This is a genomic window from Paenibacillus sp. J22P169, assembly GCF_059691995.1.
Genome location: NZ_JCAUAO010000001.1, coordinates 2,995,882 through 3,012,028, shown reverse-complemented (window position 1 = coordinate 3,012,028; position 16,147 = coordinate 2,995,882). Strand labels below are relative to the sequence as shown.

Here is a 16,147-nt window from a genome sequence, read left to right as displayed (position 1 = left end):
CCAGATATCAATGGATATATTACGAAATTATAAAATCAAAGAGGTTAAAGACATTGCATATGATCAGAACTTAGATATTTGGACGATCAGATTTATTGATGGATTCTTAGTAGGTCGAAACACAGAAGGTCGAAGTGTTCAGGTATTGATAAATAGATAAGATTCGTAAGCTAGCCTTCTCCGCGTTAACGGGAGCATTTCTTTGTAAGGAGAAATGCTTTTTATTTTTGTTTAAATTAAAAGGATATTTCAACAACAATAATAATATAATAAAAACAATACAAATTTATTGTAAAACGATAAAACATATGCTAGAATCATGTTGTCATTAAATAAGTGAGGTGTTTTAAATGGATGTTAAACGAGGTTCAACCACTTTTTTAAAGGTAATTATTTTATTGGCTGGAATTGCAGTGCTTGCTTTGTGTATCTGGTTGCCTGTGATTGCCGCTAGAGATGCAAGGGTACATCCAGATACGGCTTACTTCCTAATCCCCTTTTTAGTATGTGCTTACGGATTTTGTATTGCGTTTTCTGTTGCGTTGTATCAAGCATTTAAACTATTAACCTACATCGAAAAGAACAATGCTTTCTCTGAATTATCTTTTAAATCTTTGAAGATTATAAAGAAATGTGCTTTTACAGTCATTCTCCTCATTTTGGTAGGAATCGTGAGCTTGAGAGTGCTTGCTAAAGTTACAGCTAGTGATGATGCAGCGGGTCCTACATCATTATGTCTAATGGCTATTTTAGCAACAAGTATCGTCGCAGCCATTGTGGACGCACTTCAAAAGCCATTAAAAAATGCCCCAGAAATAAAGTGAAAAATGAATATTAACCGATATGTAAGACTTTGAATTGTCAGCCAGGTAATTTTTGGAGTACAAAAGCGACGAAGACACTCATTAAAAACAGACACAACTAATTTATTTAACTACGAGGACGATAGCTCAATGAACCGCCTTTTCCCTCTTTAAAATAGAGAGGAACGGAAAACTAAATTAATCTAAAGAAAAACGATAGCTGAATAAATATATAAGAAGGCAGCCGGCAATATGATCGGTTGCCTTTTCTCAACTAGCGGCAGGTTAGTTTTAAAAATTCTGTAGTCCATGGAGGTAAAATGTGGTAAATTATCGCTAAATGGACAGAGTGGGAGTGAGGACGATGGAACACTATTTATTTAAGCAGATGGCATTTGTAAGAAGCCAAACTCTAAAAATGAAGGTGGGAGTCATACAAACAAACCAGATTCCATTCCCGTACCAACCTTGCAAGAGCTAGAGATTCTGCTAAAAGAACAACAAGAGCGGGTACGTAAAGTTTTGGAGCATCGCTTGCAGGAAAAGATTGTTCCGCCTTATACTACGTCTGCTGGGATGACCCTGGAAACGCCGGAACAATTCCTCAGCTTCAATTTATACCATGAGGGTATGCATTTGAGCGTCATTAAACTTTATAAATCGTTGCTATCCCGCTAATACACTGAAATATTTGAGGCGATCATTGAACTAATGCAGAACGTTAGTTCATCTCATGAGACCTGCTTCTATTCAACATTTAACTGAAGTGACACGGTTTGATAGTCCGAGAAGCTGATTCGATTGGAAACTGCCCCCGACCATTTGATCATCATAATGTGTCAAATAAAACGAGAGCGAAATATGATTGGGAAGAACAAGCTGGCCCCATTGACCCTTGCAAGCCTCTGCCTGTTGTGAATTTTGAATGGGAGTCCCGTTGCAAACTAATGAATTATAAGATAGGCGGGTTAAAAATCCTGTTGCATAGTTGAAATCGGCAGAGGTCACGTATACTTGCAAACTAGTCCCATCTTCTAATTGGATGGTCACCCATTTATTCATACATTGTAAAATGTTTGAAAGCCCTTGTCTGTTATCGGGATATGATGGGAAGCTATTCCACATATGATTATCTCCTTTGAAATTTAAGTTTGGACGATACTCCTCCGAGTGAACTGATCATACATTGCTTCCAACATATGCTATGGAGTGGGCATTTGTGCACAAATTGAAAAGAGCCACAGGTGGTCGCGGGCTCTCTGGAAAACGATAGTTGAATAGAAGGCTGCCGAGCGTAAACCATCGGCAGCCTTCTCAGTTCAAGGCAGGATTCTTGTGTTTCTTACTAGCACTATACCAAGATTTGAAGAATCTTTCTCATCAAGACTGCTCAAAGGAAAGGTTATAGCGCTTTCCGTTAGACAAGCGGACAACAAATAAAGGGCCATATATGCTGATAGTGGTGGAAACAATAAGCTTCGAATTGACGTTATTGACCAACCGCAGTAGCTCAGCCTGTTTTCTCGTTCTCACGAGCCTGATGAACTGTGCTGCAAATATTCGATCGTTGGCAAGTTTTCGCAGCAGCTGCAGCATGACTAGGCTTACTCTACGGATATCCTCAGATTGTATACTTAGTAGTTGCCCCGGACAAAAGATACCAGTGTCCAAATAAACCTTCGTATTTTTTGTGATCCTGAGACTGTAGCTTGCACTGAAGCCGGCACCAATAGAGGCCCCTGCGCCTGGCAGCACCTGCTGGATCACTCTTGTGGTTCGATCTAAATTAAATGTCTTCATGGCGTTTATCAGTCGCATCGCATACAGAGGGTCGTTTGCTATGCGTTCATAAAGAGGTAGTATACGACGGGATATGATGCGCAGTCCCTTCACGGTAATGGGTTGAGTCTGAACGTTGTCCGTCTGCTTTTTTACGACAGCTTTTTTGTTAAGCTGCATATGATTTGCCCTCCTTGTTTTTCTCATCACTTGATAGAGATGATGGGATGAATACAACAAAATATGAGATCCTTAACCGTAAGGTTTGGACAAATGTTATCTTGTTACCAAATTAATGTACTGCTCGTTCAACTAACTGAAGTCGCCCTCATTTAAAAGCAAAAAAACGCATTCCAAGTTGACTACGTCAGCAGGGACTGCATTTTTTTTTACAACTGAATAAGACTCAGGCAGAAATTTGAATGTTCGTTTTGCGTCTGCGTGTTAACATGACAGCTAAATAAGTGCCATAGAGCAAGTAACAGATATTCAGCACAGAAACAACAAAAACTTCGTTATCAGTTATTGTTGAGTTCGTCAACTGGGCCATTGCATCGAACATAAAATGAAAAATGATTAACGGGAGAATGCGAGCTGTCATTTCAATCAGCAAGGCTAAAATGAGTCCGATAAGAAACGCGTTTATTATCTGAAGTAAAATCGACAACCAGTCCCGACCATTTAGGGCGTTGGCCATATGTAGGATACCAAAAAAAATGGAGGAAAACAGGATGTAAAACAGAGAACCTTTATCCCTCAACTTTTCCCAAATTATCCCTCGGAAGACAGACTCCTCGGTATACCCGACCACAAGTGAAAAAAGGACAATCAAGACAACCTTACCTAAGGACAGTTCATTATTTAATCCACCAATCACAGGCTGAACGAAGACAATGATACCGAGCGGAACATAGTACAGCGCGGCTTTATTGTCCTCTCTTGCCAGCCGCTTGAAGCCATAGACGGACATCGTGCTGCCTTTCCTTCGCATATACATTGTAACAGCGATCGCCATGACGAAGAATGCACATCCTTGGGCAACCATCATTCCCGTATCTCCCAAGCCTTGAACGGTGGCTACAGCTGATGCTACAGAAACCAATAAGGTCAGCACAATGCCGAGGAAGAGTGAGAATAGAACTGGCCGACCCTTGTAAGGTTGGTCAGACTTAATATGCATGCCATACACCTCTTTCATCCAAATGTAAACAAATCCCATTATATCGATAAATGGATAAAAAAGGAATATTTAAAATATTTAATTATACAGCAAGCTTGTATTACGCATAGCTCATTGCGATAAATGGAAAGGCCTTTTAGATGGTAATTTTAAGGCCGAATCGTAACCCTAGTATGGACGGGGACGAGCAAAGAAAGCTGCAGGACATCCTCGTTGTACATTCGGATACAACCGTGACTGACTTCCCTTCCGATCGAAGAAGGATCGTTTGTTCCGTGGATGCCGTAATGGGGTTTAGATAGGCCCAACCAGAAGGCTCCGAAAGGACCTCCGGGGTTGGCTTGTTTATTTATAATCGTATATTCGCCTTTCGGTGTCTTCGTAACCATTTTACCGATTCCAACTGGGAATTGCCTTATAACTGTATTTCCATCAAGCACATACAGATTACGGTCGGACAAATCGACGATAATTCGATAGTTGGGCATTTTGTCTCCTCCTAAGCACTATTCTATGCATGCCTAGTTTCGGAAGTGATATGACATTTTGGTAGGGTTATGATATGGAAATCGTTCTTGCGTGAGTAGAAGTGATCCGTTATAATCTTTGTATTCAAGTGTCGAAGGGGATTGAAATCCATGAGCAGAATCATGTTGAATCAACTTCATCATCACAAAAGGCGTTAGCACACCTGTAAAAAATTCAGGGTGGGCTAACGCTTTTCGCGTTGGCCTCCCTGCGGCATATTGAACGCGCAGGACCAAGAGGTCCGGCGCGTTTTTTATTTTATCTAAAACGAAGGGAAAGATGATTATGCAAAATGTAAAAGGTACCTATGATTTCTTCGGAAAGGAACAATCGTTCAGAAAAAAAGTTCAAACCATACTTCAAGAGGTATTTGAACTGTATGATTTCGATGGGATGGATTCCACTATATTGAGCGAACTCGAACTATTGACATCCAAGTATGCAGGCGGCGATGAAATACTGAAAGAAATGTACCAATTAACGGATCAAGGTAAGCGAAATCTTGGACTTCGATATGACCTCACTATTCCTTTTGCAAAAGTGATCGCATTAAATCCAAGTATTGAACTTCCATACAAGAGGTACGAAATTGGAAAGGTTTTTCGGGATGGACCAGTAAAAAGAGGTCGTCTACGTGAATTTTTACAGTGCGATGTTGATGTCGTTGGCATTGCGGGACCTGAGGCAGAGGCTGAGTTAATGCAGTTAGCAGTTGAGGTTTTCAAAAGGCTGGAAATTCCGATTACGCTTAGATGGAACAATAGACGTTTTTTGGGTGAAGTTCTTGAATCAATTGGCGTGCCATCCGATGAAAAGCAATCTGTTGTGTTGACACTCGACAAAACTGGGAAAATCGGAATTGATGGGGTAATAGAAGAGCTCATTAGCAAAGGGCTAGATGCTGAAGTAACCCGTGCAATAAAGGATTTAATTGAATTGGATAACCCAACGTTTGAAATTGTATCAAGAAAATATGGAATCCAAGAAAACCCCGGCGCGCTAGAAGTCCAGTCCCTTCAAAATATCATTCAAAACCTAGGATTAGAGCAAATATGTAAGTTTGATCCCTATTTGTCACGTGGGTTATCGTTTTACACAGGAACAGTTTACGAGATCTTCGATGCCTCTGGCTCTTTTACTTCAAGCTTAGGCGGCGGTGGTCGTTATGATGCCATAATTGGACAGCTTATCGGTAGAGAGGATATTCAATATCCAACAGTAGGAATTTCTTTTGGAATGGAATCAATCATGGAGATGCTTGAAAATCGCCCAGTACACATACCAGGCGCTTTAGTCGTTGTCATTCCTATTGGTGAAACGGTTACAGAGGTGCTTAAAACAGCAGCGAAACTGCGGGCAGGTGGTTTTCGTACAAGTACAGACACAAGTGGACGAAAGTTAAGGAAATCACTAGCTACAGCCTCATCTAAGGGAATCCGATATGTGATTCTAATCGGTGAAAATGAAGCGAAACTTGAAAAACTACGTTTGAAAGACATGGACGAACAGACGGAGTTAGTGCTGAGCATTCAGGAAGTCATTGACTTCATTTCCACAAACGCTAAGATAAAAAGCTAAAACAGAGAACAAGAGGGAAGCGATGGAGCAGATCCATCGCTTTTCGGCATTTATCAGTCATAAGCTCAACAATCGGGAAGGTAAGTTCAACTAATGTCAGTAAAATTAATTATAGTTGAAAATGATCTTGTTAAGGATTGATTCTGTATCTAAGATATGAAGTATAATTGGTTAAAAAAGGAAACTAAATATATACTTTAAAGAGGAGATTATTTGGATGTCACTGGAAGTTCGGCCGTATAATTCAGAACTAGAGGATAGTGTAATGAAGTTAAGCCATAAGGCATGGGTGCTATTTAAATACAACAAAGACTTTGAGCATCAGAAGATGAGCTGCGTAATCAATGAGGACGGAAATTTAATCGCGGTGGGATATTTACGTCAAGGATTAGCTGATGATCACGACATCATGGAAATTGTGATGCATGTAAATGAATTAGGCTCAAAGCGTATTTCTGAAGTAAGAATTGCTTTGTATCCTTCCTTTGTTGACATTTTTCATGCGATTCGTAATCCCTTCAAGAAGACGAAATTGGTTGCTTGGGATGAGTTTGATGGCGATCGAGAATTTTTCGGTGAGCAAGGTTTTTCCTCGTTTCAAACGTATTATTTTGCAAAGCGATCGCTCGATAAATCTATTCCGGAAGTCAAAATGCCCATTGGTGTTGATGTCCGTCATTATCCAATGGCAGCGAGAGAAGAACGAGTTAAATACACTGAAGTTGAAAATCAATATTATCAAGGTGTTGTATATAGAAGCGTCAATATGCTGGAATGGATGATGGGTGGTCCAGAATTGCACACGATTTCGGCATTTGAAGGCGATGAGCTTATTGGTAGTGTTATGTGTTGGCAAACGGGTGCTGTCGAAAGGTTATTCGTAATTCCACGTTGGCATAACAAAGGAATTGCTGAGTTTCTGATTACTAAGGCTTTTGAATATCACCTTAAAAATGGTCGAATGAATGTTGAGACGTTGGTAAATGAACTAGATGAGGAACGCAAGCTTTTGTTAGAGTCAATGGGTTATAGCTTCCCTGTTAAACTGGAACTATTGGCATTGCGTATTAATTAGTTAACAGACCACAAAGGGTGGGTGAACATGAACCCAGATACACACTATGGCTCCACAGACAATGCTTTTACGATTGAGTGTAAGGATATCATTTTAAGAGAGTACAGAGTGGAGGATTTGGACGAATTATACGCGATATCCATGCAACCAGAGATAATAGAATTCTTGCCAGGATGGAGTGTTCCTAAGGAACAGCGGTTGGATTGGCTAGTGAATTACGAAACAGTTGAAAATAAACAGTTTTTAGAGGAAGTATCGAGAGGCGGCAATGTGAAGCAACTCCGTCTGCGTTTAGGCATTATATCTAAGGACACGGGTGAGTTTATTGGTTGGTGTTGTACGGGATTAAAAGAAGAATTACCGTCCCCTAACAGAGAGATTATGTTTGGGATATCAAATAAGCACAAAAATAAAGGTTATACCACTCAAGCGGTAAAAGGCTTAGTCAAGTATCTGTTTGAGAACACGAATGTAGATGAACTTAACGCGATTGCTCTGATACGTAACATATCATCGAATAGAGTCATTCAAAAATGTGACTTCGTTTTTCTAGATATTATTGAAATTGAAGACGTGACATATAACCATTACAAACTCAATAAGAAGTAAAGAAGATATAAGAAATAAATGATTGGGGGAGATCAATATTACGCCATTTACAAATTCAACAGCAAGAAGAGTGGAGACGTCCGAAACCAATACTCTTCATTCACGTTTATCCGCGATTAGTCATCTAGAAGGGAATCCGCAGGAAGTACACATTGAGAATTTTGGCAACGCTAAAGCCTTTATTGTTAAAGGTATTCCGGATCCTTATTTCAATTCTGTTAGGGGAGTAGATAGTTCTGCTATTGATTTCCTAGATGACATATTAAAATTCTATCGTTCCTATAACACCACTTGCAGATTTGATATTACGCCATTTGATGCTAATCCAGAACTATTGATAAAACTGGCTGAACGAGGATTCTATCAATATGGTTTCCATTCTTCCCTATACGGTATTGCAGAGGCTAGAGAGCATACATGGGAATTAAATGATAGATTGACAGTACGGAAACTTAACGAAAATGAATTTAATATATTCGGTGAAATTTACACAAAAGCCTTCAAAATGCCTGAATTTCTAGCACCTGCTGTTGCTAAAAACAATCATATTCTTTATAACAAAACGGGGTGGCATTTCTATATGGCTAGCTATAATGGCACACCTGCAGCTATTGCAGTTCTGTTTGTTCAAGATCGTGTAGGCTCACTTGCTGCCGCGGCAACGTTGCCAGAGTTTCAGGGAAGGGGATGTCAGTCTGCGTTATTGACTACCCGAATAAATGAAGCAGCACAACTTGACTGTGATCTAGTAGTAAGTCAAGCTAGTTTTGGGTCAATAAGTAAGGCTAATATGGAGCGTATAGGATTGCGAACTGCTTACACGAAATCTTTATGGAGAGCGGTACCGAAATAAGTAATTTCGAGAATTGTAAAGTGAGGTAATTAACAGTGGGAAGTCATGTATTTCCAGAGTTTATATTTTTAAGACCAGTGTTTATTGCATTTATTTTAGCATTACTTCTTGTGATGGTTATTGTTGTTTTCCAAAGGAAAAAAATATTAAACTTATTTTCAGTATTATTCATATTAATAATCTGCTGTTGTGTATCTGCATTAACCACTTATGCAAGTGGATACATTGTAGATGAATACAATTTGGGCGGAGATGAAGTCTCATTTTTTATGTTTTTAGCTATTATAGCTTTATCACTCCTCAACGTATTGATTTATTGGTCTAAAAATATTCGTAAGTAAATGGAAGGGCGGTTCATTGCAACCGCCCTTTTGGTTTCCAAAATAAAGTACGGCAGTGATTAAATAACAGTAGAGTTGTCAGCGCCCACTAGGCTAAAGGCAGGAATCCTAAAATATCATGTGGAATAAAATGTATTGACGAGGGTTATATAGGAGTTGATATGGATTTGATTCGTGAAGCTGAACGATCTGATAGAAACCAACTGTACGAACTCTATCGTATGTTGGTGCCAAATAGTAAGAAAATGAATGTTCTCGAAGAACAAATTGATACAATCAGAAATGACCCTAATAACTTTCTACTTGTTTTCGATGAAGACGGCGAACTATTAGGAACATTAACGCTAAATATATGTATCCAAGCATTGCATGGTACAAGGCCGTATGGTATTGTCGAGAACATTATTGTTCATGAGAATCATCGAAGTAAGCGTATAGGACAACAACTTTTACAATATGTTGAGGAGTATTGTAGGTCTATAAATTGTCATAAGATTATGCTTCTAAGCAACGCAACGCGTGAAAGAGCCCATCAGTTCTTCGAACGAGAAGGATATGACGGATCGGTTAGTAAAGGATTTAAAAAATATTTCTAATTGAACTATCGGTGAACGATAGATAAACACTTGAGGGGTTGCCGCTTGGCAGCCCTTCAATCCGCTTGTAGACCATATCGTCAAGTAGGCCCAGTTCCTAATTTCATTTTGGATAAATGTGCAGGGGAATTTTGTTCTAGCAAATTGCTAAATAGTTTTGTATAATACCACAAAATAATAGATGGGGGTGACAGGTGCATGCAGAAGCGCTGGATCGAAGTAATTGAAGAACAATTGCTTCCGAATTTGCAGCTTGCCAGTGAGCGGCCTTTTGACCCGATCGTCGTTTATAGTGTCCCTGAACCGTGGCAGCTTGTCGGAGCGGGTAATTATGCGGCTGTGCTGATGCATCCAAGCAATCCGGATATGGTAGTGAAGGTGTACGCGCCGGGACGGCCGGGCTTGGAGGATGAAATAGAAATATATCGACGGCTGGGCAAGCACCCGGCTTATTCCGAATGCTTGTATTCGGGTGATTCCTATCTCGTGCTGCGCCGACTAACGGGCGTTACGCTATATCAATGTGTGTTGCGTGGCATCCCGATTTCGCGTCAAGTGCTGCACGATATCGATGATGCGTTGAAGTATGCGGTTAGCCGGGGACTGAAACCGCATGATGTGCATGGTAAAAATGTGATGCAGCGGGGCGGCCGAGGCTTAGTCGTCGACGTATCGGATTTCTTGAAAGAAGACGATTGCACGATGTGGGACGATTTGAAGCGCGCCTACGATCGTTTTTATTTCCCGTGGCTACGTAGGCTGCCGTTCCCAGAGCTCCTGCTGCACCTTGTGCGCCGAGGCTACCGGAAATACCGCAGTTGGGCGCGAACTTCAAGTGAGTTACAAAAAAAAGGTATGTAAATGGTTATTCACCGCCAGGTATAGAGAACAAGTAGAAACCACTCCTAATAATGGAGTGGTTTCTTTAGTTAAACACTAACGAAAAACGATACTTCATCGCAGCAGGCTGTCGCATGAAAGGCAACCTATTCTACTAAGGGTTGTTAGTTGAAAATAATTTATAACAACAATTATATATTGTAAAACGATAAATTTTATGATAAATTCAAGCTACCATTAACAAAATGTGTACACTTTAAGGAACAGCGCTAAGTAAAGAAAGGAGGCCGTATATGAGTAACGAACCTATCATCAGTTTGCAAAATGTGACGAAACGGATCGGCCGAACCACAGTCATCGACGATCTTACGTTTGATGTGCCGCAAGGCGAAATTTTCGGCTTCCTTGGCCCGAACGGGGCCGGCAAAACAACGACCATCCGCATGATCGTCGGACTGATGTCGACCACCAAGGGAAAGATCCTGATCAAAGGGAAAAATATCAAAACCGAATTCGAGCAAGCAATCCGACACGTCGGAGCCATCGTTGAAAATCCGGAAATGTACAAGTATTTGAGCGGGTATCTGAATCTCGTTCATTACGCCCGTATGGTGCCGGGTGTGACTAAAGAAAGGATCGACGAAGTGGTTAAGTTGGTCAAGCTAGAGAACCGTATTCACGACAAAGTCAAAAAGTACTCGCTCGGCATGCGTCAGCGTCTGGGGGTCGCTCAGGCGCTGCTGCATCGACCGTCCCTGTTGATTCTGGATGAACCGACGAACGGTCTGGACCCGGCAGGGATTCGCGAGTTGCGCGATTATTTGAGGCAGTTGACCCGTACGGAAGGCATGACGGTTATCGTCTCTAGCCATCTGTTGTCCGAGATGGAACTCATGTGCGACCGGGTCGCGATCCTGCAGCAGGGCAAGCTGGTCGACGTGAAGCCGATCCAGCATTTTACCCAGGGGAGCGAGCAAGCACCAACGTATCGGATCGAAGCACAGCCGACGGAACAAGCGTTGGAGGTCTTGGGACAAATGGAAGGAATCCAGGGGGTTAAGCTCCTCGAGGAGGGGCTCATAGAGGTCACGACCGAACGGGAACGCGTTCCGGACATGCTGGCAGGGTTGATGCAGCACCATATTCGAATCTATGGCGTTCAGATGGTTCGCCTGTCACTGGAAGATCGTTTCTTGGAAATTACGGGTACAGGGGGGAAGCAGATTGGTTAATCTTGTGCGCAACGAAAATATGAAGATCTATCGAAGGGCGAGAACGTGGATTCTGGTCGGATTTATGATCGCATTGGTGCTTTTTGTTAATATCATAGAATGGCATTCTGATGGAAAACAATCGCAAAGTGTAGGCTGGCAGGTGGAACTGCAGCAGGAGAAAGAGCACCGAAACGAACTTTTGACGAAGCCCGAGCTTTCTGAAGAAAGCCGCACTTATAACCTACAGCGGATCGCCCTCATCGATTATCACCTGGAGAAAAATATACCAACTTCGGTTGGCACGATGTGGGATGGCATTAACGGTTCGGCCTCTATGGTGCTCGTCATTACCGTGTTCACAATCATCATCGCGGGAGACATCCTGGCAGGCGAATTCTCTTCCGGCACGATCAAGCTGCTGCTCATCCGGCCGGCTAATCGCCTTAAGATCCTCATAGCCAAATATATCTCTTCGTTGATGTTCGGCATGCTTTTGTTGCTCACGCTTTTTGTCGTATCCGTCACGGTGAACGGTGTCTTATTCGGCCTTGGAGATCTGAATCTGCCTTTGATCGAAGTGACGTATGATGGGTATATCGTCGAGAAGAATATGGTTCTCAACTTGTGGAAAACGTATCTGCTTAACGGGGTATCCACGATCCTGTATGTCACTATGGCCTTTATGATCTCGTCCGCTTTCCGCAGCAGCACCATGGCCATCGCGTTCTCCATCGTCGCCTTGTTTGGAGGCAATATTCTGCTGGAGGCGCTGCAACGGTTCGATTGGAGCAAGTACCTGTTGTTTGCAAATACCGATCTCACCCAGTATCTGAGTGGGAGACCTTATCATAATGGCATGACACTTTCATTCTCCATCGGAGTGCTTGCGGTGTACTTTCTGGCATTTAATCTGATTTCTTGGCTTATGTTCACGCGAAGAGACGTGGCGGCTTAGCTGCTTAGGGTTAAGATAGCAATCAATCAAATTTGCATTGTTCCTCATAAATGACTTAGTGGGAAATTTTCCACTAGGTCATTTTGTTTTTCTTTTCCATTTTTTTAGCATAAAAAGGATAGCCACACTTTACATCCCAAAGTATAATCAGTATGTATGGTTATTAAAATCAGTAATACAGATTACGTAAGGTGGGGGCTTAATCATGAGCTTGAATTCACTTCGATACCTAGAAATCAAAGAGAGATTGATACACAATATATCCTCTCTTAAACCACATGACCGTCTACCCTCGAGAACGGTTCTGGCCGAAACTTATCAAGCTGCACGCACGACAATTGAACGGGCCATATCGGAATTAATCGGCGAAGGACTGCTGTACGCGCGGGATGGAAGCGGAACGTATGTCTCTGGTCACACCAATAGCAGGAGCGCTCAAGCGACCAAAGAGATCCGTACGTGGGGGCTTTTAATTCCCGATATCTTGCACTATAACTATCCAGATATTGTGAGAGCTGTCAGTGATGTCGCGAGCGATCACGATATTAACTTGATTATCTGTAATACAGATAATTGTTATGAAAAACAAACCAGATACATACTTAAATTAATAGACAGCAAGGTACAAGGAGTCATTGTAGTTCCGGCATTCGACGGTACCATGGATTTCAGTCCCTTTTACAAATTGAAGGAAGCGAATATCCCATTTGTATTTTGTCACCGAATGGTGGAAGGAATAGCAGCTACGAAAGTTATATCTAACAACTTTTCCGCTGGCTATATCGCCACAAAGCAATTGATAGCTGCGGGATACACGAAGATTGCCTACATATCCAGACCGCTATATGCCGCATCATCCGAGAGATATCAGGGTTATGTTCGAGCGCTAACAGAAGAGCATTTACCGGTTCGGTCGGAATGGGTGACCTTCGAATCCGCTTTTGAGTCAGAGGGAGAGGGGTATTTTAGCTCTTTGAAGATGCTCCAGTTAGCAGTAAGACCGGATGCTATCTTTTGCTTCAACGATCGACTTGCGCAGGGGGCCTATAGAGCCGCTGCAGACATGGAATTACGGGTTGGTCCAGAAATCGGCATTATTGGCTGTGACAATACGAATATTTGCGAGACACTACCAACGAAGTTGACCTCTGTGAAATTTCAGACTTATAGGATAGGGGCACAGGCCGCCACATGCCTCTTAAACCAAGCTTCTCAAAATCCGGAGATTCTTGTACTGGAACCGGAATTAATCCTCAGGGAAAGTTCTTCAGGAAAGGAGCAATAGGCCGTATGTTCAAAGAGAACAAAAGGTTTACTTGGTTTAATAAAATTTTTCGAAGAACATTCTTTATCAAATTGATTATGACTACTGTTCTCATTGCGGTAATACCTAATTTGCTTTCAGACGTAGTCGCGTATAAAAAAGTTTCTCAAACATTCGAAGAAGAGACGGGAAAGAGTAAGCTTCAATATTTGAACCAGACACGGAATGCCATCGAAATCGTACTGAAACGGATTAAGGAGAACTCGAATCAGCTTGTGCTAAATCAATCTTTTCAGGAGTTTGAGCAATTCCCGAATGGACGTTATTACGAGGCCTTGCAGGGGGAGATCAACAAAGAGGACCTACCAGCCTTGAATGGCTATTTAACCTCCAAGAAAAACTCCTTTGTGACCATTAGTCTGTTTCGGATGTCCAATGAATTCGTGGATAGCGTTTATTATTATGATCGTAATAAAGACCTAGTCATTACTTCCGAAAACGACGGTTCGAACCGGCAATTTGAGATGGATGAATTTTACGACAAGGGCTGGTATTCGGCGTTGCTCTCAGCCACAGAGGATGCCACTTTTATGGACACGAGGATCGCGAAACAATACCAGTCAAAAGAAAAGAATCTTTTAACGATAATTTTTAAAACAAGAAAAGGCGACAATGCGTTAATTATTAACCTAGACGCTCAGTTAATTCACCAGCAAATGATTAGCAAGCTAAACGACCAGGATGAAATCTTCGTCGTGTCCACGGAAGGGAAAGTCCTATTCCATAGCCAGCCGGACCACATGCATCAGCCTGTAAGTCGCTTGCTGCCAAATGAGCGGGATATCGTCGGAAAATCAGGTGCATTTGTAGCAAAAATAAGCGACCAACGAAAATTGATCACGCACTCGGCTTCTTCTTTATTGGGCTGGACGTTTATAAACACCTCAGATATGGAGGCGCTTTCAAAAGGGACGGCTTCCATTAAGCAAACCATTTTCTTGTCTGCAGTCATCTTAATTATAATCTCACTTACGCTTGCTTACTTATCGTCCAGAAGCCTCTATAAGCCCATTTCCCGTTTAAAAGCGATGATTGGAGGCGAGTCCGAGCGGAAAGTGGAGCAAGGAGACGAAATTGGCACCATCGGAAATTTCATGCAATTTGCGATTTTCGAAAGAGACTATTACAAAGAAAAGCTGAATGAGAGTCTTCCCGTTCACCGGGAGCAATTCAAGTCTTCGCTATTTCGCAGGCATAATCTGACCCTGGAAGAAATCGAAAGCAAGAAAGTTTATTTAGGCGTTGATATCGAATCGGAACAGTTGGTGGTGTGGGCCCTCTCCTTAGATGACAGAGAGATTTCGAGTGTCACTTCCGAGCAGCTTTTTAAAATTCAAATTCTTGATGTGATCGCGAACAGCGCGGCTCTTCCCCCGAAATTCTATGCCGTTGAAGCCGAAAAGAATATGATTGCGATTGTGATGAATAGCGGTGGAATGGATCGGCAGCAAGTATTTCTACTCGGACAACAGCTTCTTGATGAAATCAATCAGGAACTGCAAACCCATTGCACGATTGGGATTGGCGGTATGTGTCCGACGATATTGGATCTGCCGCAAGCCTATGAAGACGCTCTGGAAGCATTGGAATACAGGATTTTATATGGGGATGGATTCGTCATTTCGATAGATGATATCCGAATCGATAACAAAAGTGGGTTCCATTACCCTAAGCTGCAGGAAGATCAACTATTGGCCCATCTCAAAACAGCGCGCACGGAAGAAGCACTCCGAATGTTCGATGCGTTTATTTCTGAGATTAACGCACATAAAAATAAACTTCATTATAATCAGATTCAGCCGCTGTTTGTACAGCTTTTGACGGCGATTATTCATGCCTACAATCAGTTGGGAGCAGATATGAGGAACGTTTTAGGGAGCGAGACGGATCCGTACCGGGAGCTTTTGGAACAAGATACAATGGATAAAATCGGAAGGTGGTTTCAAAGGCTCATAAGGTTAACAACCGCTTATATTGAACAGGAAACGAATGCGAAAGGAAACCAACATATTTCCAAAATTATTGAAATGATCGAACGGGAATATGGCCAAGACATCTCCTTGAATACCGTAGCCGAGCAATTGAATTTGAACCCAGCGTACATCAGCCGACTTTTTAAGCAAATTACTGGTCAGCCGTTTGTTGATGTTTTGAAGAAAGTCAGGATTGAAAAAAGCAAAGAGCTTTTAGTTCAAAGCGATATGAAAATAGGCGAGATCGGCAAGCAAGTTGGCTACAGCAACTCCTACTACTTTATTAAAGTGTTTAAAGAAATGATGGGTCTGACACCCGGCGAGTACAAAAAAATGTACGGTTCGTAAGCTGCATCCCGGTTACCGTATAAACGAAGCGGTTGCCGGGATGTTGTGCGTTAATACTATTTTGACATGTAAAAATTGTAGTACAGATGTAGAAACATTATTATATAAAACGCTTTCATTGGAGTGCTATCGTTAGTACAGACCAAGGGAC

16 protein-coding genes are annotated in these 16,147 nt (G+C 41.9%); 12 read left to right on the top strand and 4 right to left on the bottom strand.

The window, feature by feature from the left end; all coding sequences use genetic code 11:
- The first annotated feature begins 350 nt into the window (after positions 1 to 350).
- On the top strand, positions 351 to 824 hold the full coding sequence (locus AC58QG_RS13760) for a DUF2975 domain-containing protein (protein WP_497362582.1): 474 nt from the start codon (positions 351 to 353) through the stop codon (positions 822 to 824).
- A gap of 729 nt (positions 825 to 1,553) precedes the next feature.
- On the opposite strand, the gene AC58QG_RS13755 is transcribed toward AC58QG_RS13760, so the two are convergent.
- The 4 genes from AC58QG_RS13755 to AC58QG_RS13740 all read right to left on the bottom strand — a co-directional run bounded on the left by AC58QG_RS13755 (position 1,554) and on the right by AC58QG_RS13740 (position 4,250).
- Positions 1,554 to 1,928 carry a hypothetical protein gene (locus AC58QG_RS13755; protein ID WP_497362581.1) on the bottom strand — a complete coding sequence of 125 codons (375 nt, stop codon included), beginning with the start codon at positions 1,926 to 1,928 and terminating at the stop codon, positions 1,554 to 1,556.
- A gap of 255 nt (positions 1,929 to 2,183) precedes the next feature.
- On the bottom strand, positions 2,184 to 2,762 hold the full coding sequence (locus tag AC58QG_RS13750; protein WP_497362580.1) for a hypothetical protein: 579 nt from the start codon (positions 2,760 to 2,762) through the stop codon (positions 2,184 to 2,186).
- A gap of 226 nt (positions 2,763 to 2,988) precedes the next feature.
- Positions 2,989 to 3,762: a CPBP family intramembrane glutamic endopeptidase gene (locus AC58QG_RS13745; RefSeq protein WP_497362579.1), complete on the bottom strand. Its 774-nt coding sequence runs from the start codon at positions 3,760 to 3,762 to the stop codon at positions 2,989 to 2,991.
- 149 nt (positions 3,763 to 3,911) lie between these two features.
- Positions 3,912 to 4,250, bottom strand: a complete 339-nt coding sequence (locus AC58QG_RS13740) for a L,D-transpeptidase (RefSeq protein WP_497362578.1) — start codon at positions 4,248 to 4,250, stop codon at positions 3,912 to 3,914.
- Positions 4,251 to 4,575: 325 nt separating this feature from the next.
- Here AC58QG_RS13740 and AC58QG_RS13735 point away from each other — a divergent pair, with 325 nt between their 5' ends.
- From AC58QG_RS13735 to AC58QG_RS13685, 11 genes are all read left to right on the top strand, one after another.
- Positions 4,576 to 5,868, top strand: coding sequence for a histidine--tRNA ligase (locus tag AC58QG_RS13735; RefSeq protein WP_497362577.1), 1,293 nt, complete (start codon positions 4,576 to 4,578; stop codon positions 5,866 to 5,868).
- Between the two features lie 217 nt (positions 5,869 to 6,085).
- Positions 6,086 to 6,943 (top strand): GNAT family N-acetyltransferase, encoded by an 858-nt coding sequence (locus AC58QG_RS13730; RefSeq protein WP_497362576.1) that lies wholly within the window; start codon positions 6,086 to 6,088, stop codon positions 6,941 to 6,943.
- A gap of 27 nt (positions 6,944 to 6,970) precedes the next feature.
- Complete coding sequence (locus AC58QG_RS13725; RefSeq protein ID WP_497362575.1) at positions 6,971 to 7,552, top strand: GNAT family N-acetyltransferase; 582 nt, start codon at positions 6,971 to 6,973, stop codon at positions 7,550 to 7,552.
- Between the two features lie 22 nt (positions 7,553 to 7,574).
- Positions 7,575 to 8,405: a GNAT family N-acetyltransferase gene (locus AC58QG_RS13720; protein WP_497362574.1), complete on the top strand. Its 831-nt coding sequence runs from the start codon at positions 7,575 to 7,577 to the stop codon at positions 8,403 to 8,405.
- 35 nt (positions 8,406 to 8,440) lie between these two features.
- Positions 8,441 to 8,746, top strand: a complete 306-nt coding sequence (locus AC58QG_RS13715; RefSeq protein ID WP_497362573.1) for a hypothetical protein — start codon at positions 8,441 to 8,443, stop codon at positions 8,744 to 8,746.
- A gap of 161 nt (positions 8,747 to 8,907) precedes the next feature.
- Positions 8,908 to 9,342: a GNAT family N-acetyltransferase gene (locus AC58QG_RS13710; protein WP_497362572.1), complete on the top strand. Its 435-nt coding sequence runs from the start codon at positions 8,908 to 8,910 to the stop codon at positions 9,340 to 9,342.
- Between the two features lie 198 nt (positions 9,343 to 9,540).
- Positions 9,541 to 10,203, top strand: coding sequence for a protein kinase family protein (locus tag AC58QG_RS13705; RefSeq protein ID WP_497362571.1), 663 nt, complete (start codon positions 9,541 to 9,543; stop codon positions 10,201 to 10,203).
- A 272-nt stretch (positions 10,204 to 10,475) separates the two neighbouring features.
- On the top strand, positions 10,476 to 11,414 hold the full coding sequence (locus AC58QG_RS13700; protein WP_497362570.1) for an ABC transporter ATP-binding protein: 939 nt from the start codon (positions 10,476 to 10,478) through the stop codon (positions 11,412 to 11,414).
- Positions 11,407 to 12,351: an ABC transporter permease gene (locus tag AC58QG_RS13695; RefSeq protein ID WP_497362569.1), complete on the top strand. Its 945-nt coding sequence runs from the start codon at positions 11,407 to 11,409 to the stop codon at positions 12,349 to 12,351. Before AC58QG_RS13700 ends, AC58QG_RS13695 begins: the two co-directional genes overlap by 8 nt.
- A 205-nt stretch (positions 12,352 to 12,556) precedes the next feature.
- On the top strand, positions 12,557 to 13,636 hold the full coding sequence (locus tag AC58QG_RS13690; RefSeq protein ID WP_497362568.1) for a LacI family DNA-binding transcriptional regulator: 1,080 nt from the start codon (positions 12,557 to 12,559) through the stop codon (positions 13,634 to 13,636).
- 5 nt (positions 13,637 to 13,641) lie between these two features.
- Positions 13,642 to 15,996 carry a helix-turn-helix domain-containing protein gene (locus tag AC58QG_RS13685; RefSeq protein ID WP_497362567.1) on the top strand — a complete coding sequence of 785 codons (2,355 nt, stop codon included), beginning with the start codon at positions 13,642 to 13,644 and terminating at the stop codon, positions 15,994 to 15,996.
- Positions 15,997 to 16,147 lie beyond the last annotated feature (151 nt).